The organism is Variovorax paradoxus B4 (assembly GCF_000463015.1).
Taxonomy (GTDB): domain Bacteria; phylum Pseudomonadota; class Gammaproteobacteria; order Burkholderiales; family Burkholderiaceae_C; genus Variovorax; species Variovorax paradoxus_E.
This window is the reverse complement of the sequence record NC_022247.1, coordinates 1,888,087-1,907,329: the sequence shown is the minus strand read 5'-3', so window position 1 is coordinate 1,907,329 and position 19,243 is coordinate 1,888,087. Positions and strand designations below refer to the sequence as shown.

The 19,243-nt window shown below is 68.1% G+C and carries 22 protein-coding genes; 12 read left to right on the top strand and 10 right to left on the bottom strand.

The genetic code is table 11. The annotated features are described in order from the left end of the window. The first annotated feature begins 90 nt into the window (after window positions 1-90). A complete protein-coding gene (locus VAPA_RS08745) occupies window positions 91-1,308 on the top strand; it encodes a polyhydroxyalkanoate depolymerase (protein ID WP_021006408.1) in 1,218 nt (405 codons plus the stop codon). A gap of 22 nt (window positions 1,309-1,330) precedes the next feature. Here VAPA_RS08745 and VAPA_RS08740 read toward each other — a convergent pair whose 3' ends face one another. Continuing rightward, entirely contained in the window at window positions 1,331-2,287 is a 957-nt protein-coding gene (locus VAPA_RS08740) for a LysR family transcriptional regulator (protein WP_021006407.1), read from the bottom strand. An 84-nt stretch (window positions 2,288-2,371) separates the two neighbouring features. Here VAPA_RS08740 and add point away from each other — a divergent pair, with 84 nt between their 5' ends. Further along, entirely contained in the window at window positions 2,372-3,463 is a 1,092-nt protein-coding gene (gene add / locus VAPA_RS08735) for an adenosine deaminase (protein WP_021006406.1), read from the top strand. 8 nt (window positions 3,464-3,471) lie between these two features. After that, window positions 3,472-4,452, top strand: a complete 981-nt coding sequence (locus VAPA_RS08730) for a Bug family tripartite tricarboxylate transporter substrate binding protein (RefSeq protein WP_041946052.1) — start codon at window positions 3,472-3,474, stop codon at window positions 4,450-4,452. Between the two features lie 31 nt (window positions 4,453-4,483). Here VAPA_RS08730 and VAPA_RS08725 read toward each other — a convergent pair whose 3' ends face one another. Then, window positions 4,484-4,924 carry a CBS domain-containing protein gene (locus VAPA_RS08725; protein ID WP_021006404.1) on the bottom strand — a complete coding sequence of 147 codons (441 nt, stop codon included), beginning with the start codon at window positions 4,922-4,924 and terminating at the stop codon, window positions 4,484-4,486. A gap of 142 nt (window positions 4,925-5,066) precedes the next feature. Here VAPA_RS08725 and VAPA_RS08720 point away from each other — a divergent pair, with 142 nt between their 5' ends. After that, complete coding sequence (locus VAPA_RS08720) at window positions 5,067-6,377, top strand: O-acetylhomoserine aminocarboxypropyltransferase (RefSeq protein WP_021006403.1); 1,311 nt, start codon at window positions 5,067-5,069, stop codon at window positions 6,375-6,377. Window positions 6,378-6,724: 347 nt separating this feature from the next. Then, entirely contained in the window at window positions 6,725-7,537 is an 813-nt protein-coding gene (locus tag VAPA_RS08715; RefSeq protein ID WP_021006401.1) for an alpha/beta fold hydrolase, read from the top strand. Window positions 7,538-7,547: 10 nt separating this feature from the next. Here VAPA_RS08715 and VAPA_RS08710 read toward each other — a convergent pair whose 3' ends face one another. Further along, on the bottom strand, window positions 7,548-8,537 hold the full coding sequence (locus tag VAPA_RS08710; protein ID WP_021006400.1) for a Bug family tripartite tricarboxylate transporter substrate binding protein: 990 nt from the start codon (window positions 8,535-8,537) through the stop codon (window positions 7,548-7,550). Window positions 8,538-8,545: 8 nt separating this feature from the next. Then, the gene (locus VAPA_RS08705; RefSeq protein WP_021006399.1) at window positions 8,546-9,976 is read right to left on the bottom strand and encodes a M20 family metallopeptidase; all 1,431 of its coding nucleotides are present in this window, start codon (window positions 9,974-9,976) and stop codon (window positions 8,546-8,548) included. Between the two features lie 110 nt (window positions 9,977-10,086). Between VAPA_RS08705 and VAPA_RS08700 the strand changes: the two genes are divergently transcribed. Then, window positions 10,087-11,025 (top strand): LysR family transcriptional regulator, encoded by a 939-nt coding sequence (locus tag VAPA_RS08700; RefSeq protein ID WP_041946374.1) that lies wholly within the window; start codon window positions 10,087-10,089, stop codon window positions 11,023-11,025. 3 nt (window positions 11,026-11,028) lie between these two features. Here the strand turns inward: VAPA_RS08700 and VAPA_RS08695 are convergent, their stop codons facing one another. Together VAPA_RS08695 and VAPA_RS08690 are read right to left on the bottom strand one after the other, a co-directional pair. Next, window positions 11,029-11,694 (bottom strand): Rossmann-fold NAD(P)-binding domain-containing protein, encoded by a 666-nt coding sequence (locus VAPA_RS08695; protein ID WP_021006397.1) that lies wholly within the window; start codon window positions 11,692-11,694, stop codon window positions 11,029-11,031. A 14-nt stretch (window positions 11,695-11,708) separates the two neighbouring features. Further along, window positions 11,709-12,092: a thioredoxin family protein gene (locus VAPA_RS08690; RefSeq protein ID WP_021006396.1), complete on the bottom strand. Its 384-nt coding sequence runs from the start codon at window positions 12,090-12,092 to the stop codon at window positions 11,709-11,711. Between the two features lie 102 nt (window positions 12,093-12,194). Between VAPA_RS08690 and VAPA_RS08685 the strand changes: the two genes are divergently transcribed. Continuing rightward, window positions 12,195-12,533: an Mpo1-like protein gene (locus VAPA_RS08685; RefSeq protein WP_021006395.1), complete on the top strand. Its 339-nt coding sequence runs from the start codon at window positions 12,195-12,197 to the stop codon at window positions 12,531-12,533. A gap of 13 nt (window positions 12,534-12,546) precedes the next feature. Here VAPA_RS08685 and VAPA_RS08680 read toward each other — a convergent pair whose 3' ends face one another. Beyond that, complete coding sequence (locus VAPA_RS08680) at window positions 12,547-13,758, bottom strand: YihY family inner membrane protein (RefSeq protein ID WP_021006394.1); 1,212 nt, start codon at window positions 13,756-13,758, stop codon at window positions 12,547-12,549. 64 nt (window positions 13,759-13,822) lie between these two features. On the opposite strand from VAPA_RS08680, the gene VAPA_RS08675 reads away from it, so the two are divergent. Then, on the top strand, window positions 13,823-14,230 hold the full coding sequence (locus VAPA_RS08675) for a DUF2069 domain-containing protein (RefSeq protein ID WP_021006393.1): 408 nt from the start codon (window positions 13,823-13,825) through the stop codon (window positions 14,228-14,230). Then, window positions 14,227-15,660, top strand: a complete 1,434-nt coding sequence (locus VAPA_RS08670; protein WP_021006392.1) for an FAD-binding oxidoreductase — start codon at window positions 14,227-14,229, stop codon at window positions 15,658-15,660. Before VAPA_RS08675 ends, VAPA_RS08670 begins: the two co-directional genes overlap by 4 nt. On the opposite strand, the gene VAPA_RS08665 is transcribed toward VAPA_RS08670, so the two are convergent. Genes VAPA_RS08665 through nthA form a run of 3 tightly spaced genes read right to left on the bottom strand, consistent with a single transcriptional unit; the run spans window position 15,657 to window position 17,331 of the window. Beyond that, window positions 15,657-16,028 (bottom strand): nitrile hydratase accessory protein, encoded by a 372-nt coding sequence (locus tag VAPA_RS08665; protein WP_021006391.1) that lies wholly within the window; start codon window positions 16,026-16,028, stop codon window positions 15,657-15,659. The two genes, VAPA_RS08670 and VAPA_RS08665, sit on opposite strands and share 4 nt — an antisense overlap. Further along, window positions 16,025-16,690: a nitrile hydratase subunit beta gene (gene nthB / locus VAPA_RS08660; protein WP_021006390.1), complete on the bottom strand. Its 666-nt coding sequence runs from the start codon at window positions 16,688-16,690 to the stop codon at window positions 16,025-16,027. Before nthB ends, VAPA_RS08665 begins: the two co-directional genes overlap by 4 nt. Beyond that, window positions 16,687-17,331, bottom strand: coding sequence for a nitrile hydratase subunit alpha (gene nthA, locus VAPA_RS08655; protein WP_021006389.1), 645 nt, complete (start codon window positions 17,329-17,331; stop codon window positions 16,687-16,689). The genes nthB and nthA overlap by 4 nt, the downstream gene beginning before the upstream one ends. 60 nt (window positions 17,332-17,391) lie before the next feature. Between nthA and VAPA_RS08650 the strand changes: the two genes are divergently transcribed. The 3 genes from VAPA_RS08650 (at window position 17,392) to VAPA_RS08640 (ending at window position 19,241) form a co-directional block, all read left to right on the top strand. After that, complete coding sequence (locus VAPA_RS08650; protein WP_041946051.1) at window positions 17,392-18,234, top strand: thymidylate synthase; 843 nt, start codon at window positions 17,392-17,394, stop codon at window positions 18,232-18,234. Window positions 18,235-18,251: 17 nt separating this feature from the next. Then, window positions 18,252-18,773 (top strand): dihydrofolate reductase, encoded by a 522-nt coding sequence (locus VAPA_RS08645; protein ID WP_041946373.1) that lies wholly within the window; start codon window positions 18,252-18,254, stop codon window positions 18,771-18,773. Between the two features lie 228 nt (window positions 18,774-19,001). Beyond that, window positions 19,002-19,241 (top strand): hypothetical protein, encoded by a 240-nt coding sequence (locus VAPA_RS08640; RefSeq protein ID WP_041946050.1) that lies wholly within the window; start codon window positions 19,002-19,004, stop codon window positions 19,239-19,241. The last annotated feature ends 2 nt before the right edge of the window (window positions 19,242-19,243 follow it).

Sequence of the window (19,243 nt, the reverse complement as noted above, 5' to 3'; positions counted from 1 at the left end):
CCTTGACGGGCTGCCTGCTGCCGGTTGGCTCCCATGGGACCTGCAAGGCCTGTGCCACCGCTTGGCCCGCAACTTGCCTGTACTACTTTCATGTTGTACCGGGCCTACCAGAACCAAGCCGACCTGCTTTCGCCCTCCCGGCTCGCAGCCCAGTACCTCGGCCGGGCCCTCTGGAAGGACGGCACCGAACGCACCATGCTGCGGCGCATGGCCGCGCAGTTCGAAGTGTTTTCGCGCATGCGGCTGACCCATTCGCGCCCCGACTACGGCATTGCCAGCGTGCCGGTCGATGGCGTGGAAACCGCGGTGCACGAAGAGAAAACGCTGGTCTCGCCCTTCGGCACGCTGCTGCATTTCCGCAAGGACACGCAGGCCGTGCACCCGCCCGTGCTGCTGGTCGCACCACTGTCGGGCCATTTCGCGACGCTGCTGCGCGAAACCGTGCGCACCCTGCTGCGCGACCACGACGTGTACCTGACCGACTGGCACAACGCGCGCGACGTGCCGCTGTGGCAGGGCCGATTCGGCCTGGACGACTACACGCTGCAGCTCATGCGCTTTCTCGAGGCCGTGGGCCCGGGCGTGCACATGGTCGCGGTCTGCCAGCCCTGCGTGGCCGCGCTGGCCGCCACGGCGCTGATGGCCGAGGACGACAACCCGGCCACGCCGCGCAGCCTCACGCTGATGGCCGGCCCGGTCGATTGCCGCGTCAACCCGACCGGCGTCAACGCGCTTGCCACCAGCAAGCCGATCGAATGGTTTCGCCGCAACCTCATCAGCCACGTGCCCTGGCCGCATGCCGGCATGATGCGGCGCGTGTATCCCGGCTTCCTGCAGCTCTCGGCCTTCATGAGCATGAACCCCCAGCGCCACAAGAAGCAGTTCCAGGACATGGTCCACCATCTGGTCGAGGGCGACATCGAGAAGGCCCGCACCATCGGCGCCTTCTACGACGAATACCTGGCAGTGAACGACCTGCCGGCCGAGTTCTACCTGGAGACCGTGGAGCGCGTGTTCCAGACCTACGACCTGCCGCGCGGCGTGCTCACCGTGGGCGACCGCACGGTGAACCCGGCGGCCATCCGCCGCACCGCGCTGCTCACGGTGGAAGGCGAGCGCGACGACATCTGCTCGGTCGGCCAGACGGTGGCGGCGCAAGACCTCTGCACCGGCATCCGGCCCTACCTCAAGGTGCATCACCTGCAGGCCGGCGTGGGCCACTATGGCGTTTTCAGCGGCAGCAAGTGGAACGCGCAGATCTACCCACGCGTGCGCGAGACCATCCACGCCGCGGCCGAGCTGCACTGAGCATTCGGTCGAATGCCCGGCTTCAGCGCCGGCTGCGCTTCCCCTTCGTTGCCACACGCCGAACCGCGGCCTCGCCGGCCTGCGGCAACCGCTCGCGCAGGAACGCAATCAGTTCCTGCGCCGCCACGTTGCGCATCGGCCCCGGCAGGTAGGCCAGCACCACGCGGCGCTCGATGCGCGGCTTGAGCAGCGGCAGCACCACCAGTTCGGGGTCGCGCAGCAGCGAGGTGTAGAGCCGCGGCATCAACCCCAGAGCCTGGCCGCTGCGCACCAGCGCATAAAGCGTTTCGGAATAGCTCACGCGGTAGGGCTCGGGGCCTTGCTCGAACTGCGCGCGCGCCGGGTTGCCGAGCGCCGGCATGCTGCCGCTCTCGAACAGCACCAGCCGCTCCTTGCCGATGGCCTCCCAGCTCGCGTCTCCAGCCGGCGCCAGTGCATGGTCGCGGCGCACCACCAGCACCAGCGGGTCGCGGAACAGGTCGACGCAGACCAGCCCGCCGGGCGGCTCGGTGATGGCGGCCACCGCCATGTCGAGCTGGCCGCTGCGCAATTCGGCCAGCAGGTCGGTCGAAGGCGCATCGCGCCAGGCGATCTCGACCTCGCGCCGCCCGGCTTGCAGAAACTCGCTGGCCGCGGCCGTCACGCGCGCGCTGGCCGACGGGATCACGCCCACGCGCACGAAGGCCCGCCCGCGCTGCACGGTGCTCTCGATGTCGCGCAGCGCCACCTCGAAGGTGTTGACCAGGAAATCGGTGCGCGCCAGCACCTCGGCGCCCACCGGGGTGAGTTCGAGGCGGTGGGTGGAACGGGTCAGCAGTTCGGCGCCGAGCAGTTTCTCCATCTGCTTGATCGCGTTGCTCAGCGCCGGCTGGGTAATGGCCAGCCGGCGCGCCGCGCGGCCGAAGTGCCCTTCTTCCACCAGCACCGAGAAGAACTGAAGCTGGCGCAAGGTGAGCGCCCGAAGCGGCAAGGAGGCCATGGCGTTCCCGTTATCAATTCAATGAATCAAATTATAGAAATTCAAAATTTTGTTTATGAGATGACCTTCCCTAGACTGGCTGGCATGACCAGCCCCGCCTCGCCGCCCCTCACGCTGGAATCCATGCTGCATGCGATTCCCAAGGTGGAGCTGCACTGCCACCTGTTCGGCACGGTGCGCCACGAAACCTTCAAGCAGCTCAACCATCGCGCCGGCTCGCCGCTCGTGGCCGAGGAAGTCGAAGGCTTCTATACGCGCGGAGAAAAACCGGTGGGCGTGCTGCGTGTGCTGCGCGCGCTCGACGCGCAGCTGGTGCGCAGCCCCGGCGACCTCTACCAGCTGACGCGCGAATACCTCCAGGACGCGGCGGCCCACAACGTACGCTACGCCGAGTTCTTCTGGAACCCCACCGGCACGGTGCACGGCTCCGGCATCGCCTACCCGATGGCGCAGGGCGCGATCGTCCGCGCGATCCATGACGCGCAGCAGGAGTTCGGCATCACCGGCCGGCTCATCGCCGCCATCGACCGCGAGGCGAGCCCCGAGGCGGCCGTGGAGATGGTGGAGTGGGTCAAGGCCCACCGCTGCGACGAGGTGATCGGCATCGGCATCGACTACCGCGAGGTCGACCGGCCGCCCGAACTCTTCGCCCAGGCCTACGCCGAGGCGCGGCGCGCGGGACTCAAGGCCACCGCGCATGCGGGCGAGTTCGGCATGCCGTGGACCAACGTGCGCACCGCGCTCGACGTGCTGCAGGTGGACCGCATCGACCACGGCTATACGGTGGTCGACCAGCCCGATTTCGCGCGCCAGTGCGCCGAACGCGGCGTGATCTTCACCGTGGTGCCCACCAACTCCTACTACCTGCGCACGCTGCCTCCGGAGCGCTGGGCGCTCGACCATCCCATTCGCCGCATGCCCGGCCTGGGCCTGCGCATCCATCCCAATACCGACGACCCGACGCTGCACAAGGTCACGCCCACCCAGGCCTGGCTGATGATGGTGCGCGACTTCGGCTTCGGGCTGGACGACCTGCGCGGCTTCATGCACAACGGGCTCGACGGCGCGTGGATCGACGACACGCAGCGCCGCGCCTGGCGCACGCAATGGAGCCGCGAGTTCGACACGCTGCGCGCCGGCCTTGCGCAAGCGCCGCATCCCGCCCACCCGCAATGAACCACGCCATGAACCACCCTCGCCGCCTTCTTCTTGCCGCAACCCTCTGCTCGGTGCTGCCCGCCGCGGCGCTCGCACAGGGCGCCTGGCCCGCCGCCAAGCCGATCACGCTGATCGTTCCCTACACCGCGGGCGGCAGCGTGGACGTCAACGCCCGCCTCGTCGCCACGCGGCTGGGCGAACGGCTGAAGCAGTCGGTGGTGATCGAGAACGTGAGCGGCGCGGGCGGCGCCATCGGCGTGGCCAAGGCCGTCAATGCGGCGCCCGACGGCTACACGCTGGTGGTCGGGCCCGACAGCGCCATCGCCATCGGGCGGCTGGTCAACCCTTCGGCCTTCAAGTTCGATCCGCTCAAGGACCTGGCCCCGGTCGGCATGCTCAACACCGCGCCGATGGTGCTGGTGGCTCGGCCGGGCCTCGAGGCCCAGACCTATGCCGACTTCGTGAAACTCGCCAAGGCCAAGCCCGGCGCCTACAACTACGCCACCTCGGGCGTGGGCACGGTGCTGCAGCTGGCCATGGAGCTTCTCAAGCAGCGCAGCGGCATCTTCGTGACCCACGTGCCCTACCGCGGCGGCGCCCAGATTGCCACCGACGTGATCGGCAACCAGGTCGACCTGGCGATGCTGGTCAGCACCAGCGCCATTCCGCACGTGAACGGCAACCGCCTGAAGGCGCTGGGCATCACCGGCAGCCAGCGTCTCGCCGCGCTGCCCAACGTGCCCACCTTCAACGAGATGCCAGGCCTGAAGGGCTACGACATGGTGAGCTGGACCGGCATCTTCGCCCCCGCCAGGACCCCGCCCGCCGTCGTGGCCCGCCTCAACCAGGAACTGAACGCCGTGCTCGCCGAGGAGCAGGTGCGTGCCAAGCTCAACGAGCAGGGCGCCCTGCCCGGCAGCGGCACGCCCGAACAGTTCGGCCAGTTCGTCCAGGCCGAATACGCCCGCAATCAGAAGATCGTGCAGTCGGCCAACATCAAGGAATAAGCCGGCCCGGTCGACGCAGGCGTGCGGCCAGTTATTGCTCTTCTGGCCAGTCGCGGATGTAGGCCTTGAGCATCTTGTTCTCGAAGTTCTGGCTGTCCACCACCGCCTTGGCCACGTCGTAGAAGCTGATCACGCCCATCAGCATGCGCTTGTCCATCACGGGCATGTAGCGCGCATGGCGCTCCAGCATGATGCGGCGGATTTCGTCGAGGTCGGTTTCGAGCGTGCAGGTCACGGGCGCGTCGTCCATGGCCTTGCGCACCAGCGTGCCGCCCACCTGGCCGCCGTTGTCGACAATGGCCAGGATCACTTCCCTGAAGGTGAGCATGCCGACCAGGTCGCCGTGTTCCATGACCACCAGGGAGCCGATGTCCTTGTCCGCCATGGTGTTGACGGCTTCGGCCAGCAGGTCGTCGGGCGTGATGGTGAAGAGCGTATTGCCCTTGACGCGAAGGATATCGCTGACTTTCATCGTGTGCTCCTCTCGGAAATCGTTCTCGGCGGCGTGCCGAATTGAATATAGCCCACAATCGGCGCCGACTCCCACGCCCATGTTGCGCGCGCATGATTAGCAGACGTAACGGGGCATTGCGAACGAACCCAGAAAGGCTCCCATGCCCGGCTATTCCGACCCCGGCTTCGACACCCTGGCGCTGCATGCCGGCGCCGCGCCCGACCCCGCCACCGGCGCGCGGGCGGTGCCGATCCACCTCACCACCTCCTTCGTCTTCGAGTCGAGCGACCATGCGGCGGCGCTCTTCAACCTCGAGCGCGCGGGCCATGTCTATTCGCGCATCAGCAATCCGACCAATGCGGTGCTCGAGCAGCGCGTTTCGGCGCTCGAAGGCGGCATCGGCGCCATTGCCACGGCCAGCGGCCAGGCTGCGCTGCACCTGTCGGTGGCCACGCTCATGGGCGCCGGCTCCCACATCGTGGCGAGCACCGCGCTCTACGGCGGCTCGCAGAACCTGCTGCACTACACGATGCGGCGCTTCGGCATCGAGACCACCTTCGTGAAGCCCGGCGACCTGGATGGCTGGCGCGCCGCGATCCGGCCCGAAACCAAGCTCCTGTTCGGCGAAACCGTGGGCAACCCCGGCCTGGACGTGCTCGACATTCCGGCGGTGAGCGACATCGCGCACGAAGCCGGCGTGCCACTGCTGGTCGATTCCACGCTCACCTCGCCCTACCTGATCAAGCCCTTCGACTGGGGTGCCGACCTGGTCTACCACTCGGCCACCAAGTTCCTCTCGGGCCACGGCACCGTGATTGGCGGGGTGGTGGTCGACGGCGGCAGCTTCGACTGGGAGAAATCGGGCAAGTTCGCCGAACTCACGCAGGCCTATGACGGCTTTCACAACATGGTCTTCAGCGAGGAAAGCACGGTCGGTGCATTCCTGCTGCGCGCCCGGCGCGAAGGACTGCGCGACTTCGGCGCCTCGATGAGCCCGCACACGGCCTGGCTGATATTGCAGGGCATCGAGACGCTGCCGCTGCGCATGGAACGGCACATCGACAACACGCAGAAGGTGGTCGAGTTCCTCGCGAGCCACCCCTTCGTGTCGCGCGTGGGGCATCCGCTGATCGAATCGCATCCGAGCCACGCGCTGGCGCAGAAGCTGTTGCGCCACGGCGCGCGCGGCGCCGGCGCGGTGTTCAGCTTCGACATCAAGGGCAGCCGCGCGCAGGGCAAGGCCTTCATCGAGGCGCTCAAGCTCTTCAGCCACCTGGCGAACGTGGGCGACTGCCGCAGCCTGGTGATCCATCCGGCCAGCACCACGCACTTCCGCATGACCGACGAGGCACTGGCGGGAGCAGGCATTTCGCAGGGCACGATCCGGCTTTCCATCGGACTCGAAGACCCGGCCGACCTGATCGACGACCTGAAGCGTGCGCTCAAGGCTGCGGAAAAGGCGGGGGCCTAGGATGGAACCCTGCTATTCCGTTCGTCGCCGCGTGAGTCGTTCGGGGCGCGCTCCCGCCGACGGGGTACGCGGCGAAGCGAGTGTCCCCCGCCCTTCGGGCTCCTCCTTGATTTCGCTGCGCAAGGCACCCCATCGACGTGATCGTTATGCGCAGCGGTCGTCGATCAGCGATACACCCAGAGCGTGCCCTGTGCACAGGGCATCGGGTACTCCCCGCAGCGAAATCAAGGAGGAGCCGAAGGCGGGGGACATTCGCGAAGGGGAGCACCCGGTGGCCTGGGCACGCGCCCTGAACAACAGCGACAAGAACAGAAGCACCCCAAACACCGCCCCGCGGAGCAACTGACATGAACTACACCGTCAACGGCCACGCCACCTACTGCTACACCGGCGGCAAGGCCTTCGATGCCGCCAAGCCGACCGTGGTGTTCATCCACGGCGTGCTCAACGACCACAGCGTGTGGATCCTGCAGAGCCGCTGGTTCGCCAACCACGGCTGGAACGTGCTGGCGCTCGACCTGCCCGGCCACTGCAGGAGCGACGGCCCGCCGCCCGCCAGCGTGGAAGACGCGGCGCAGTTCGTGCTCGCGCTGCTCGACGCGGCCGGCGTACGGAAGGCCGCGCTCGTGGGCCACAGCTTCGGCTCGCTGATCGCGCTCGAAACCGCCTCGCGCGCGCCCGAACGGGTCACTCATCTGGCGTTGGTGGGCACGGCCTACCCGATGACCGTGTCGCCCGCGCTGCTCGACGGCGCACTCAACGACCCGCAGCGCGCCATCGCGATGGTCAATACCTTCTCGCATTCGCTGCTCGCGCCGCCGCCCTCCTCGCTCGGCCCCGGCACCTGGCTCTACGGCAGCTCGCGCGCGCTGATGCGCCGCGTGCTTGCGAGCAACCGTGACGCCAACGTGTTCCACATCGGCTTCAAGGCCTGCAACGACTACGCGAACGGCGAGAAGGCGATCGAAGCCGTGCAGTGCCCCGTGCTGTTCCTGCTCGGCGATGCCGACCAGATGACGCCGCCGCGCGCCACCAAGGCGCTGGTGGCAAAGGCAAGGAAGAGCAAGGTGGTGACCGTGCACGCGGGCCACTCGCTGATGAGCGAGGCACCCGACGAAGTGCTGTTCGCGCTGCGCGACTTCGTCGCTGCGCCCGCCTGAGCCGGCCGCCTTATTCCGCCACGATCCCCGCGCGGTGCGCGAGCGCGCGGTAACGCGAGATCTCGCCCTCCATCTGCGTGCGGAATGCCGCCGCGCCGATAGCCACCGGCTCCATGCCCTGCGCGCGCAGCTGCGCCTGCAGCGTCGGGTTGCCCATGGCCACGACGACCGTGCGGGCGAGCTTGTCGATCACCGGCGCCGGGGTGCGGGCCGGCGCGGCGAAGCCGTACCACCCGTCGAAGGTGGCATCGGGCAGCCCCTGCTCGGCCAGCGTGCGCACCTCGGGCAGCATGCCGGAGCGCGTCACGCCCACGATGCCGAGCGCGCGCAGCTTGCCCGAGCGCACGTGCGGCGCCACGGAAGCCACGGTGTCGATGCCGACCTCGATCTCGCCGCCGATCACCGCCATCGAACTCTGGCTGCTGCCCTTGTACGGGATGTCCTGGAGCTGGACGCCCGCGGCCAGCGCGAACAGTTCGCCGGCCAGGTGGGGGGCCGAGCCCGAGCCGAAGGTGGCGTAGCGGATGCTCTTCGGCCTGGCCTTGGCCGCCGCGACGAGCTCCGGCACCGAGTGCCACGGCGTGCCCTTGCCCACCACCAGCACCAGCGGCGTGCGCGCCACGATGGCGATGGGCGCGAGGTCGCGCAGCATGTCGTACGGCAGCTTCGCGCGCAGGGCCGGGTTCACGCTGAAGCTCGTCGAGCCCGACAGCAGCAGCGTGTAGCCGTCCGGCGCCGCCTTGGCGACAGCGTCGGTGCCGATGATGGTGGAGGCGCCGGGCTTGTTGTCGATCACGATCGGCTGGCCCAGGTGCTCGGACAGCGTCTGCCCCATTGCCCGTGCCACGAGATCGGTGCCGCCGCCCGGCGGAAAGGGCACGACCAGCCTGATGGGGCGATCGGGCCAGGCGCCTTGGGCAAACGCGGGCGTCTGCGCCGCCAGGGCAGCGGAAGCGGAAAGCAGCAGGCCGAAGCGGCGACGGGAAATGGCGAGGTTCATGGTACGAATCAGGAGAAAGAGGATGAAACGGATGCCGGAAGCCGCCCGGCGGCCCACGGTGCGAGCCCCGGCTCGCCCAGGTCCCAGTAGAGGCCGGCCATGATCTGCAGGCCCTCGCGCGCCAGCGGCGCGAGCAGGTGCTCGTTGGGCGCGTGCTGCGCACAGGCCGGGTACGAATGCGGCACCCACAGCGTGGGCAGGCCCAGCAGGTCGGCGAAGACGTCGTTGGGCAGCGAACCCGCGAGGTTGGGCAGCAGGTCGACGCGCTGGCCGCTGCTCTCTTCGATGGAGCGCCGGGCCCAGTCGACCCACGGGTTCTCCACGTCGAGCCGCGTCGCCGCGCCTTCCAGCGTGACCTGCACTTCCACATCGCCGAAGCCATGCGCATCGAGATGGGCGCGCACGATGTCCGCCAGTTCGCGCCACGGCGTGCCGACCACGAAGCGCAACTGGCAATGCGCCACCGCCTCGGACGGAATCGCATTGACGGGCCGCTGCGGCGAGCCGGCGCCGAGCGCGAGCACCTCGATGGTGTTCCACGCCACCAGCCGCTCGGCGGGGCTCAGGCCGGGCTCGCCCCAGCCTTCGTCGAGCGCGGGATCGTCGGCGCCGCCGCCGATGGCGATGTCGGCCAGCGCCTCGCGCACGCCCTGGGGAATTCCAGGCGGCCGCAAGGCCTCGACCCGGATGCGCCCGCGCGCGTCCACCAGCGACGCCACGGCATGGCTCAGCACGGTGGCCGGATTGGCGAGCACGCCGCCCCAGTTGCCCGAGTGGTAGCCCCGCGCCCGCGCGCGCAGCCGCAGGCTGAAGTTGACGGCGCCGCGCGAGCCCAGGAACAGCGTGGGCCGCTCGGCGCTCACGCGCGGTCCGTCGCTGGCGATGAACAGGTCGGCGCGCAGCCGGTCGCGCTGCTGCTCGCACACCGCGTGCAGGCCCGGCGACGCGGCCTCTTCGCCGGTCTCGATGAGCCAGGTGATGTTGTAGCCAAGGCGCCCGCCCCGCGCGCGCAGTACGGCGGCCAGCCCGCCGAGCGCGATGGTGTGCTGGCCCTTGTTGTCGGCCGTGCCGCGCCCGTACCAGCGGTCGCCGCGCACGGTGAGCGCCCACGGCCCGAGGCCTTCGTCCCAGTGCGCGTCCTGCCCGCTCACCACGTCGCCATGGCCGTAGCTCAGCACGGTAGGCAATGCAGGGTCTTCGATGCGGCGCGCGATCAGGAAGGGCCCGCCGCCGGCCACCGGGTTCTCGACGATTTCGCATTCGAAACCCAGCGCGGCCAGCGGCGGCACCAGCTCGTCCCGCAGGTAGGCGCCGAGGGCGGGCGTGGCGGCGCCGGTGTCGCTCTCGGTGCGAAAGGCGACGCGCCGCTGCAGGTCGGCGAAGAAGCCGCCGTCGTCGAAATAGGCGGCGGCCGCGGCAAGGCTCTCGGTACGTTGCATGAAGGAATTCCTGTGTGCGTGGGATGCAGCAAGTACAAGGCCTGGAGGGCAATGCTTCCAGCACCGATTTCGCAAGCTACCATTGCCTTCAAGGCAACGCTTCCATCGCCATGACACCACCGCTCCTCAGCATTCCGATGCGCCATTTCCTCGAAGTGGCGCGCAGCGGCTCGGTCAGCCAGGCCGCGGCGCGGCTGTTCGTGGCCTCGTCGGCGGTCAGCCGTCAGATCGCCAAGCTCGAGGACAGCCTGGGCACGCCCTTGTTCGAGCGCCACGCCAGGGGCATGGCGCTCACAGCGGCGGGCGAGCGGCTCGCGGCGCACCTGCGCAATGCGCAGCTCGACATCGAGCAGGTCATCGAGCAGGTGCGCGACCTCGGCGGCCGCAGCGCGCACCGCATCCGCATGGCATGCACCGAGGGGTTTGCCGCGCACTTCATGCCACAGGTCATGCGCAGCTTCGAGTCGGCGCATCCGGGCACGCAGCTCGAACTCCACGTGGGCTCGCCCGACGGGGTGAGCGCGCTGCTCGCGCGCGGCGAGGCCGACATCGCACTGAAATACGTGGTGGCGCCGGAGCCCGGCCTGAAGATCGAGCACTCGGCCAATGCGCCGGTGTTCGCGGTGCTGCGCCCCGACCACCCGCTGGCACGACAACGCGTGGTTTCCGTGGCGGATGCCGTGCGCTATCCACTGGCCGTGGGCGACAAGGGCGTGACCGCACGGCAGCTGTTCGACCAGGCGTGCAGCCTGCAGGGCCTGCAATACCGCGCGATCTTCGTCAGCAACTTTTCGTCCGTGCTGCTGCCGCTGTTGCGCACGCCGGACGTGATGCTTTCGGGGCACCTCACGGTGACGCACCTCATCGACGCGGGCACGGTGGTGGCGCGCCCTTTCGCCGAGGCGCCGCTTCAGCAGCGGCAGCTGCAGGTGCTGGCGCTCGAAGGCCGCACGCTCGCGCCATTGGCGCAGGAGTTCGTGCAACACCTGGTGCATGCCATTGCCAGCGCAGGGCGGCGCAAGCGGGGCCGCGCGCGTTCGAGCGCCTGAGCTTCAGCGGCCCAGCGCGTTGATGTCGGCCGGGTCGAGCAGCACCTTCGGCGCGCCGTGCCGCGCCACGGCCAGCATGGCGCGGCCGACCTTCTCGGTGGTCGTCACCTTGTCGGGCCAGAGCCGGTAGGCCAGCCCGAGCACCGGCTTGAGCACCATGATCGCGGCCTGGTAGAGCGGCGTCTTCGAGCGCACGCCATGCAGCGGCTGGATCATGCCGGGGCGGAACATGTAGGCGGCCTTGAACGGCAGCCTGAGCAAGGCGTTTTCGGTCGCGCCCTTCACGCGCGCCCACATGCGGCTGCCGCGCTCGCTGCTGTCGGTGCCCGCACCCGTCACGTAGGTGAAGGTCATGCCCGGGTTGAGCCGCGCGAGCACGGTGGCGGCGGCCATCGTGAGGTCGCAGGTGATGCGCTTGTACTCGGCCTCCTTCATGCCGACCGACGACACGCCGAGGCAGAAGAAGCAGGCATCGAAGCCCTGCAATTGCGGCTCGAAGCCGCTGTAGTCGGTCATGTTCCTGATGACCACGTCCTGCAGCTTCGGGTGCTGAACCCCGGTGGCATTGCGGCCGACCGCGACCACGCGCGCCACGTCGGGCGCAAGCAGGCATTCGCGCAGCACGCCCTGCCCCACCATGCCGGTGGCGCCGAAGATCAGGATGTTCACGGGATGGGGCGCGGTCAGACCGCGAATTCGGTCGGACGCTTCTCGAGCACCGCCAGCAGCAGGTCGACGTCGAGGCTGGAAGGCTGCGGCGCCTGCAGCGCGCCGAGCATGCGCGAGAGCGTCTCGGCATGCGGCAGCAGCGGGCCCAGGAAGCGGGTGCCGTCGGCACCGGCGATCAGCAATGTCGGAAAGGTCTCGACGTCGAACGCATCGGCGATCTCGGCGTGGTCCTCGATGTCGACCCAGGCGAAGCGGAACTGCGGATGCGCCCGCGCCACCTGCTCGAGCAGCGGCCGGTAGTCGCGGCAGGTGCCGCACCATTCGGCGCACAGGCACACCACCCACGGCGCATCGCTGGCCGGCTCGGCGGAAACGGGGGCGGCGGGAAGAGCGCTCAAGGCTGATACGGTGAAGGTGTGAATACGGAGCCCGGGGTGGTGCGGCCGGGAGGTCGTGGCTATTATGGACAAAGCGCCTCCGGCGTTCAGGAGACTCGCACGATGAACACCACGACTGCCCCGGAATCTGCTGTCGATCCGCGACGTTTCAAGAGTTTCGCGGAGTTCTATCCCTTCTACCTGACCGAGCACGCCAACCGCACCTGCCGGCGCCTGCACTTCGCGGGCTCGACGATTTCGCTGCTGTGCCTGGTGGCGCTGCTCGCCACGCTCAACCCGCTCTGGCTGCTGGCCGGGCTGGTCGCGGGCTACGGCTTTGCCTGGGTCGGGCATTTCGGGTTCGAGAAGAACAAGCCGGCCTCGTTCAAGCGCCCGCTCTACAGCTTCATGGGCGACTGGGCGATGTACCGCGACATCTGGCTGGGCCAGGTCAAGATCTAGGGCCTGGCCGCTCCTAAATCAGGAGCACGTCGCCCAGGCGCAACGAGTGCAGCGGGCCTTTCTGCCACAGGTCTTCGAGCGGCTCCGCGCGCGGCATCAGCAGCTCCCTGAGCAGCGGTTCGATCGGCGTGGACGGGTCGGCCAGCAGCACGTAGCGCGGATCCTCGTTGGCGGTTTCCTCGGCGAGCGGCGCAATCCAGTCCAACGCCACCAGCGTTTCGAGCACCGGCACCACTTGCAGCGCATCGACCCGCATGCGGGTGACGAGTTCGGTGGCGCCCATTCCCTTGGCCGGCGTGGCGCGCGCCCGCGCCAGGTGCTGCAGCACCTCCATGGCCAGCTGCAACGGCCACCCGGCCCGGCTGCCCCGGCGCGCAACACCGGTCAGCAGGCTCGGCAGATAGGCCGCGATGACCGCGCCCAGCAGCACGATCACCCAGGCCACGTAGATCCACACCAGCAGGATCGGCACGGTGGCAAAGGCACCGTAGAGCACCGAATAGGTCGGCACCAGGCTCAGGTAGTAGCCCAGCACGCGTTTCGCGATTTCGATGGCGGCCGCCACGAAGATGCCGCCGGCCCAGGCATGCGACCAGCGCACGGTGGTGTTCGGCACGTAGTGGTAGAGCGACGCCATGCCCGCCGCAAGCAGCACGAATTCGAAGGTGTCGAAGAACAGCTTGAGAATGCTTCCGCCCACCACGTCGCGCGATGCCGCGAACACGTACGAGGTGGTCGAGAGGCTCACCGCCAGGATCAGCGGGCCGAGCGTGATGGCGGCCCAGTAGATCAGCACGCGCTGCGCAAAAGGCCGGGGCGAGCGCACGCGCCAGATGTTGTTGAGCGTCTTGTCGATGGTGAGGATCAGCGCAATGGCGGTGATCAGGAGCACCACCAGGCCCGCGATGCCGAGCCCGCCGGCCTTGCTCGAGAACTGGTTCAGGTAGCCCAGCACCTGGCGCGCGATGTTGTCGGGAATCAGGCTCTCGATGAGCCAGCGCTGCAGCCGCCCCTGCAGCTTGGCGAACATCGGGAACACGGTAAAGAGCGCCAGCGCCACCGTGAAGAACGGCACCATCGCAATGGTGGTGGTGAAGGTGAGGCTGCTGGCCGTGAGGCCGAGCCGGTCTTCGCGGAAACGCTCGCCCAGCACCGCCGCGGTGTTGCCCCACGGAAAGCGCGAAAGATCCCTCCAGAGCTGCCGACGATTCATGGCCGGTATCATAAGAACCTGAGCCCTCCCCCAGTCTTCGCGCACTTCGTGTCGCAGGTTCCGCGGTGTTCCGCCCATGAAAACCATCACACCGCCAGCCTCTTCCTCCGTTCGCGCCACCCGATGGCTTGCCGTGGGCAGCCTCGTCGGCCTGATCGTGCTGGGCCTGGCCTGGGAGCTGTGGCTCGCGCCGCTGCGGCCCGGCGGTTCGCTGCTGGCGCTCAAGGTGCTGCCGCTGGTCATTCCGCTCGCGGGGCTCTACAAGAACCGCATGTACACCTACCGCTGGGTCAGCCTGATGATCTGGCTCTATTTCACCGAGGGCGTGGTGCGCGCCTGGAGCGACACCGACGGCTTGGGCCAGGTGCTCGCGCTCGTCGAGGTGCTGCTGTGCCTCATGCTCTTCGCGGCCTGCGCCTGGCATGTGCGGCTGCGCCTGCGCAACGCCAAGGCGGCCCGCCAACTGGAGGTTTCCACCCCATGACGACTTCTTCCTCCGCTTCCCTCGTCGATCAACTGCGCGCCATCGTGGGTGCGCAGCACGTGCTGAACGAAGGCGACCTCACGGCCTACGAGCAGGACTGGCGCAAGCGCGCGCGCGGCAAGTCTCTGGCGGTGGTGCGACCGGCCAATGCGCAGCAGGTGGCCGACGTGGTCAAGGCCTGCGCCGCGGCCGGCACGGCCATCGTGCCGCAGGGCGGCAACACCGGCCTGGCCGTGGGTTCCATTCCCGACGACAGCGGCACGCAAGTGGTGCTGAGCCTGCAGCGGCTGAACGCCATCCGCACCATCGACGCCGCCAACCTCACGATGACGGTGGAGGCCGGCTGCATCCTGCAGACGCTGCAGGAGGCGGCGGAGAAGCAAGGCTTCCTGTTCCCGCTGAGCCTCGCGGCCGAGGGCAGCTGCACCATCGGCGGCAATCTTGCGACCAACGCCGGCGGCACGCAGGTGGTTCGCTACGGCAACACGCGCGAGCTGTGCCTGGGCCTCGAAGTGGTCACGCCGCAGGGCGAGATCTGGGAAGGCACCAGCGGCCTGCGCAAGGACAACACCGGCTACGACCTGCGCGACCTGATGATCGGCAGCGAAGGCACGCTGGGCATCATCACCGCGGCGACGATGAAGCTCTACCCGCTGCCCGCCGCACAGCTCACGGCCTGGGCCGCGGTGCCCTCGCTCGACCACGCGGTCACGCTGCTGGGCCTTGCGCACAAGCAGCTGGGCTCGGGCCTCACGGGTTTCGAGGTGATGGGCAGGTTTGCATTGAGCCTGGTCGACAAGCACATGCCGCAACTGCGCGTGCCCTTCATCGGCGATGAGGCCGTGCCGTTCTGCGTATTGCTGGAGAACTCCGACAGCGAATCCGAAGACCATGCACGCGCCCGCTTCGAGGCGCTGCTGGAGACCGCCTTCGAAGACGGCTGCGTGACCGACGCGGTGGTGGCCGAGAACCTCGCGCAGGCGCACCAGCTCTGGCACATCCGCGAAAGCATTCCGCTCGCGCAAGCGGAAGAAGGCCTGAACATCAAGCACGACATCTCGATTCCCGTGTCGCGCATTCCGGCCTTCGTGGCGGAAACCGATGCGCTGCTGGCGCGCGAGATCGCCGGCGTGCGGCTGGTGAACTTCGGCCACCTGGGCGACGGCAACCTGCACTACAACGTGCAGGCGCCCGAGAACATCGATACCAAGGCCTTCCTGAAGAACGAGGAAGATCGCATCAATACGCTGGTGTATGACGCGGTCGAGAAGTTCGGCGGCTCGTTCTCGGCCGAGCATGGCGTGGGCTCGCTCAAGGTCGACAAGCTCGAGAAGCACAAGTCGCCGGTGGCGCTGGAGATGATGCGGGCGATCAAACGCGGGCTCGATCCGAAGAACATCCTCAACCCGGGCCGCGTGATCCGGGTCTAGGAAAAATCCTCGCCGCGCAGCTCGATGGGCCGGCCGTGCGGCGTACGGTCGGCCGCACGGTCCCAGGCGTGGCGGTAGCGCACCAGTTCGTCTTCGGAGCTGGCGCCCTTGCGCGCGACCAGGCTTTCGAGCGCGCCGAGCCAGTGGCGGTAGTAGGTGTTGCCGGTGTCCGGGTCGCCCGCCGCCTGCGCGGCCGCGATCTGCGCCGCAAGCACTTCGGCCCATTCAACCCAGGTGAAGAGCCCGCGCTCGTGCAGCGCCAGCGTCATCGCAAAGGCCTGGGCCTCCCAGGGTGCGTTGAACACCGGCCCGTCGGCATCGCGCGGCATGCCGGGGGCCAGCGCGAGCGGTGGCACACCGCTGTTCATGCGGCGGGCTCCAGGTAGCTTTCCCAGGCGTCGACCGACACCGCGAGGTTCTGGCGCGGCGCGCCTTCGCCCCAGAGTTCGGCTTCGTCGAAAACCACGGTGTAGAGCCACTGCGGCTGCTCGCCCTGGCCCTGCGCATGGGCATCGGCGAACACATGCGCGCCGTGGACATGCTCGATCACGCCGCGCTTGCCCTGCACATAGCCCGGCAGCCGCGTGTGGTGGTCGACCTTGCCGAGATGCATGCGCACCGGCTGGCCGACGGCAAAGCGCGCCGGCCCCGGCTCGGGGCGCTGGGTGGGCGAGCCCTTGGCCAGCACGGCCGGAACAGCGGCGGCCTGCAGCACACGGGCGACCGGTGCCGCGGGATGGCGCATCTCGCCGGATGCGAGCTCGTCCGGAAAAACCTGGCCACGCTGCAGCATCAGCTGCGCCAGCGCGCCGAGCCAGATCTGGTAGTAGCTCAGGTTTTCGTAGCCCGGCAGCGTCTCGCGCACGGCGCGGCTCGCATCGATGTTCCAGGAGCCGGTCGCGCCCATCGCGAGCGTGAGCGCCAGCGCACGCGGCTCCCACGCAGCATGGAACAGCTCGCCCTCGGGCTCGGGCGTGACCGGGCCGAAACCGGGCTGGCCGCCGAGGTCGGCATGCGTGAGATAGCTCATGCAGCGCTCCCCGGCGTTGCGGGTGCTTCCACCCGCCGCGTGCCGATCATCGAATCGCGCGTGACCAGTGCGGCAAGCTCTTCTTCGCCCATGCCTTCGGTGCCTTCCGGGCGCTGCGGTATGACGAGGTAGCGCACCTCGGCGGTCGAATCCCAGACCCGGATGCGCGTCGATTCGGGCAGCGTCGTGCCGAAATCGGCCAGCACGCCGCGCGGATCCTTCACGGCCCGCGAGCGGTACGGCGCGCTCTTGTACCAGGTGGGCGGCAGGCCGAGCACCGGCCAGGGATAGCAGCTGCAGAGCGTGCAAACGACCATGTGGTGCTGCTCGGCCGTGTTCTCCACCGCCACCATGTGCTCGCCCTGCCGGCCGGTATAGCCCAGCGAGGCAATGGCCGCGGTGGCATCCCGCAGCAGCCAGTCGTGGAACTCTTGATCGACCCAGGCCCTGGCCACCACGCGCGCGCCGTTGCGCGGGCCGATGCGGGTCTGGTAGGTGTCGATCAGCACGTCGAGTGCGGCCGGATCGATGTAGCCCTTCTGGGTGAGCACGCTTTCGAGCGCCCGCACGCGCAGGTCCATCTCGCCGAGCTCGCTGTGTTCGTGGCCGTCATGCCCATGATCGTGGTGCTGTTCGCTCATGCCTGCGATGCTACGCGCTGGCACTTAAAATTCGAACACCCGCTCGCCCGCCCCCTCTCCATGACCTCCATGCCCATCCGCCCCGTCCGCTCCCAGTACGAAGATTTCATGCGCCACGTCGACACCCATGGCGTCCACAAGAGCGACCGCACCGGCACGGGCACCAAGAGCGTGTTCGGCCACCAGATGCGCTTCGACCTGAACGAAGGCTTTCCGCTGGTGACCACCAAGAAGGTGCACCTGAAGTCCATCATCCAGGAACTGCTGTGGTTCCTGACCGGCTCCAGCAACAACAACTGGCTCAAGGAGCGCGGCGTCACCATCTGGGACGAGTGGGCGCGCGAAGACGGCGACCTGGGGCCGGTGTACGGCGTGCAGTGGCGCAGCTGGCCCACGCCGGACGGCGGCCACATCGACCAGATCTCCGAAGTCATCAAAACCCTGAAGACCAACCCCGATTCGCGCCGCATCATCGTGAGCGCATGGAACGTGGCCGAGCTCTCGAAGATGGCGCTCATGCCCTGCCACGCCTTCTTCCAGTTCTACGTGGCGCCGCCGCAGGCGCCGGGCGAGCGCGGCAAGCTGAGCTGCCAGCTCTACCAGCGCAGCGCCGACATCTTCCTGGGCGTGCCGTTCAACATCGCAAGCTACGCGCTGCTCACGCACATGGTGGCGCAGCAGTGCGAGCTCGACGTGGGCGACTTCGTCTGGACCGGCGGCGACTGCCACATCTACAGCAACCACGCCGAACAGGTGGCGCTGCAACTGAGCCGCGCGCCCTACCCGTATCCCACGCTCCACATCAAGCGCAAACCGGCCTCGATCTTCGAGTATGCGTACGAAGACTTCGAGGTGCTCGACTACAAGCACCACGAGGCCATCAAAGCGCCCGTGGCGGTGTGAGCGGACTGTTGGGCCTCATGACGACACCGCGCATCAACCTGATCTTCGCCCGCGCCGCCAACGGCGTGATCGGGGCCAATGGCACCATGCCCTGGCACCTGCCTGAAGACCTGGCGCACTTCAAGCAAACGACCGGCGGCGCGCCGGTCATCATGGGCCGCAAGACCTGGGACTCGCTGCCGCCGCGCTTCCGTCCGCTGCCGGGCCGGCGGAACATCGTCGTGACGCGGCAGGACGATTGGAAAGCCGAAGGCGCGCAGCGCGCGGGCAGCCTGCAAGAGGCGCTCTCGCTGTGCGAAGAATCGCAAGTGCCCGATGTATGGATCATCGGCGGGGCGCAGATCTATGCCGAAGCCGAGCCGCTGGCACAGCAGGCCGTCGTGACCGAGATCGCGCGCGACTACGAAGGCGATGCGCATGCGCCCCAACTCGATCCCTCCGCGTGGCGTGAAACGGATCGTGAATCGCACGTCTCGGCCAGGGAAGGCTTGAATTACAGCTTCGTGACCTACGAACGTATCGGGTCGTTGAATGCATGAGCGGTAACGCGGCGTAGCGCCCCCGTTCGCATCAACGGCATCCCGATACCGGTAACCGGCGAAGACACCGCAACCGGCCTGATCTGAGAATCGGCACCTTCGTTTCCGGCGGTCGTGACAGAAGAACACTTCGGTACACATACAAAAGTCATGCGGGTTGAAGGGACTAGGCACAACCGTGAATTTTTCCGCAAAATGCTCGTCCATATCTAGACAAGGAGACGGCTCATGTCCATGGAGTTTCTTCGGGTCCTCGCCGAGCAGAGATTGCCATACGTCGTCCACACGCCAGCAGACATCGACAGGCTGCGCGTGCTGCGGGCCGCCGAGCTGGTGACCGCTTTCATTCCTCCGTCCAGCCACGCGCCCGACGATCGCGCGATCCGTCATCTCGCCCAGGTGGAGTCGATCACCGCCAAGGGCAAGCTGGCGCTGAACAAAGCCACTTCGGCCTTCATCGAACTCTGAGC

Excerpts from the sequence above, each read along its gene's own strand:
- VAPA_RS08700 (WP_041946374.1), top strand. The coding sequence starts at position 10,087 with ATGACACCACCGCTCCTCAGCATTCCGATGCGCCATTTCCTCGAAGTG.
- VAPA_RS08730 (WP_041946052.1), top strand. The coding sequence starts at position 3,472 with ATGAACCACCCTCGCCGCCTTCTTCTTGCCGCAACCCTCTGCTCGGTG.
- VAPA_RS08720 (WP_021006403.1), top strand. The coding sequence starts at position 5,067 with ATGCCCGGCTATTCCGACCCCGGCTTCGACACCCTGGCGCTGCATGCC.
- VAPA_RS08685 (WP_021006395.1), top strand. The coding sequence starts at position 12,195 with ATGAACACCACGACTGCCCCGGAATCTGCTGTCGATCCGCGACGTTTC.
- nthB (WP_021006390.1), bottom strand. The coding sequence starts at position 16,690 with ATGAGCTATCTCACGCATGCCGACCTCGGCGGCCAGCCCGGTTTCGGC.
- VAPA_RS08740 (WP_021006407.1), bottom strand. The coding sequence starts at position 2,287 with ATGGCCTCCTTGCCGCTTCGGGCGCTCACCTTGCGCCAGCTTCAGTTC.
- VAPA_RS08725 (WP_021006404.1), bottom strand. The coding sequence starts at position 4,924 with ATGAAAGTCAGCGATATCCTTCGCGTCAAGGGCAATACGCTCTTCACC.
- VAPA_RS08680 (WP_021006394.1), bottom strand. The coding sequence starts at position 13,758 with ATGATACCGGCCATGAATCGTCGGCAGCTCTGGAGGGATCTTTCGCGC.
- VAPA_RS08710 (WP_021006400.1), bottom strand. The coding sequence starts at position 8,537 with ATGAACCTCGCCATTTCCCGTCGCCGCTTCGGCCTGCTGCTTTCCGCT.
- VAPA_RS08705 (WP_021006399.1), bottom strand. The coding sequence starts at position 9,976 with ATGCAACGTACCGAGAGCCTTGCCGCGGCCGCCGCCTATTTCGACGAC.
- VAPA_RS08715 (WP_021006401.1), top strand. The coding sequence starts at position 6,725 with ATGAACTACACCGTCAACGGCCACGCCACCTACTGCTACACCGGCGGC.
- nthA (WP_021006389.1), bottom strand. The coding sequence starts at position 17,331 with ATGAGCGAACAGCACCACGATCATGGGCATGACGGCCACGAACACAGC.
- add (WP_021006406.1), top strand. The coding sequence starts at position 2,372 with ATGACCAGCCCCGCCTCGCCGCCCCTCACGCTGGAATCCATGCTGCAT.
- VAPA_RS08640 (WP_041946050.1), top strand. The coding sequence starts at position 19,002 with ATGTCCATGGAGTTTCTTCGGGTCCTCGCCGAGCAGAGATTGCCATAC.
- VAPA_RS08670 (WP_021006392.1), top strand. The coding sequence starts at position 14,227 with ATGACGACTTCTTCCTCCGCTTCCCTCGTCGATCAACTGCGCGCCATC.
- VAPA_RS08645 (WP_041946373.1), top strand. The coding sequence starts at position 18,252 with ATGACGACACCGCGCATCAACCTGATCTTCGCCCGCGCCGCCAACGGC.
- VAPA_RS08745 (WP_021006408.1), top strand. The coding sequence starts at position 91 with ATGTTGTACCGGGCCTACCAGAACCAAGCCGACCTGCTTTCGCCCTCC.
- VAPA_RS08675 (WP_021006393.1), top strand. The coding sequence starts at position 13,823 with ATGAAAACCATCACACCGCCAGCCTCTTCCTCCGTTCGCGCCACCCGA.
- VAPA_RS08650 (WP_041946051.1), top strand. The coding sequence starts at position 17,392 with ATGACCTCCATGCCCATCCGCCCCGTCCGCTCCCAGTACGAAGATTTC.
- VAPA_RS08665 (WP_021006391.1), bottom strand. The coding sequence starts at position 16,028 with ATGAACAGCGGTGTGCCACCGCTCGCGCTGGCCCCCGGCATGCCGCGC.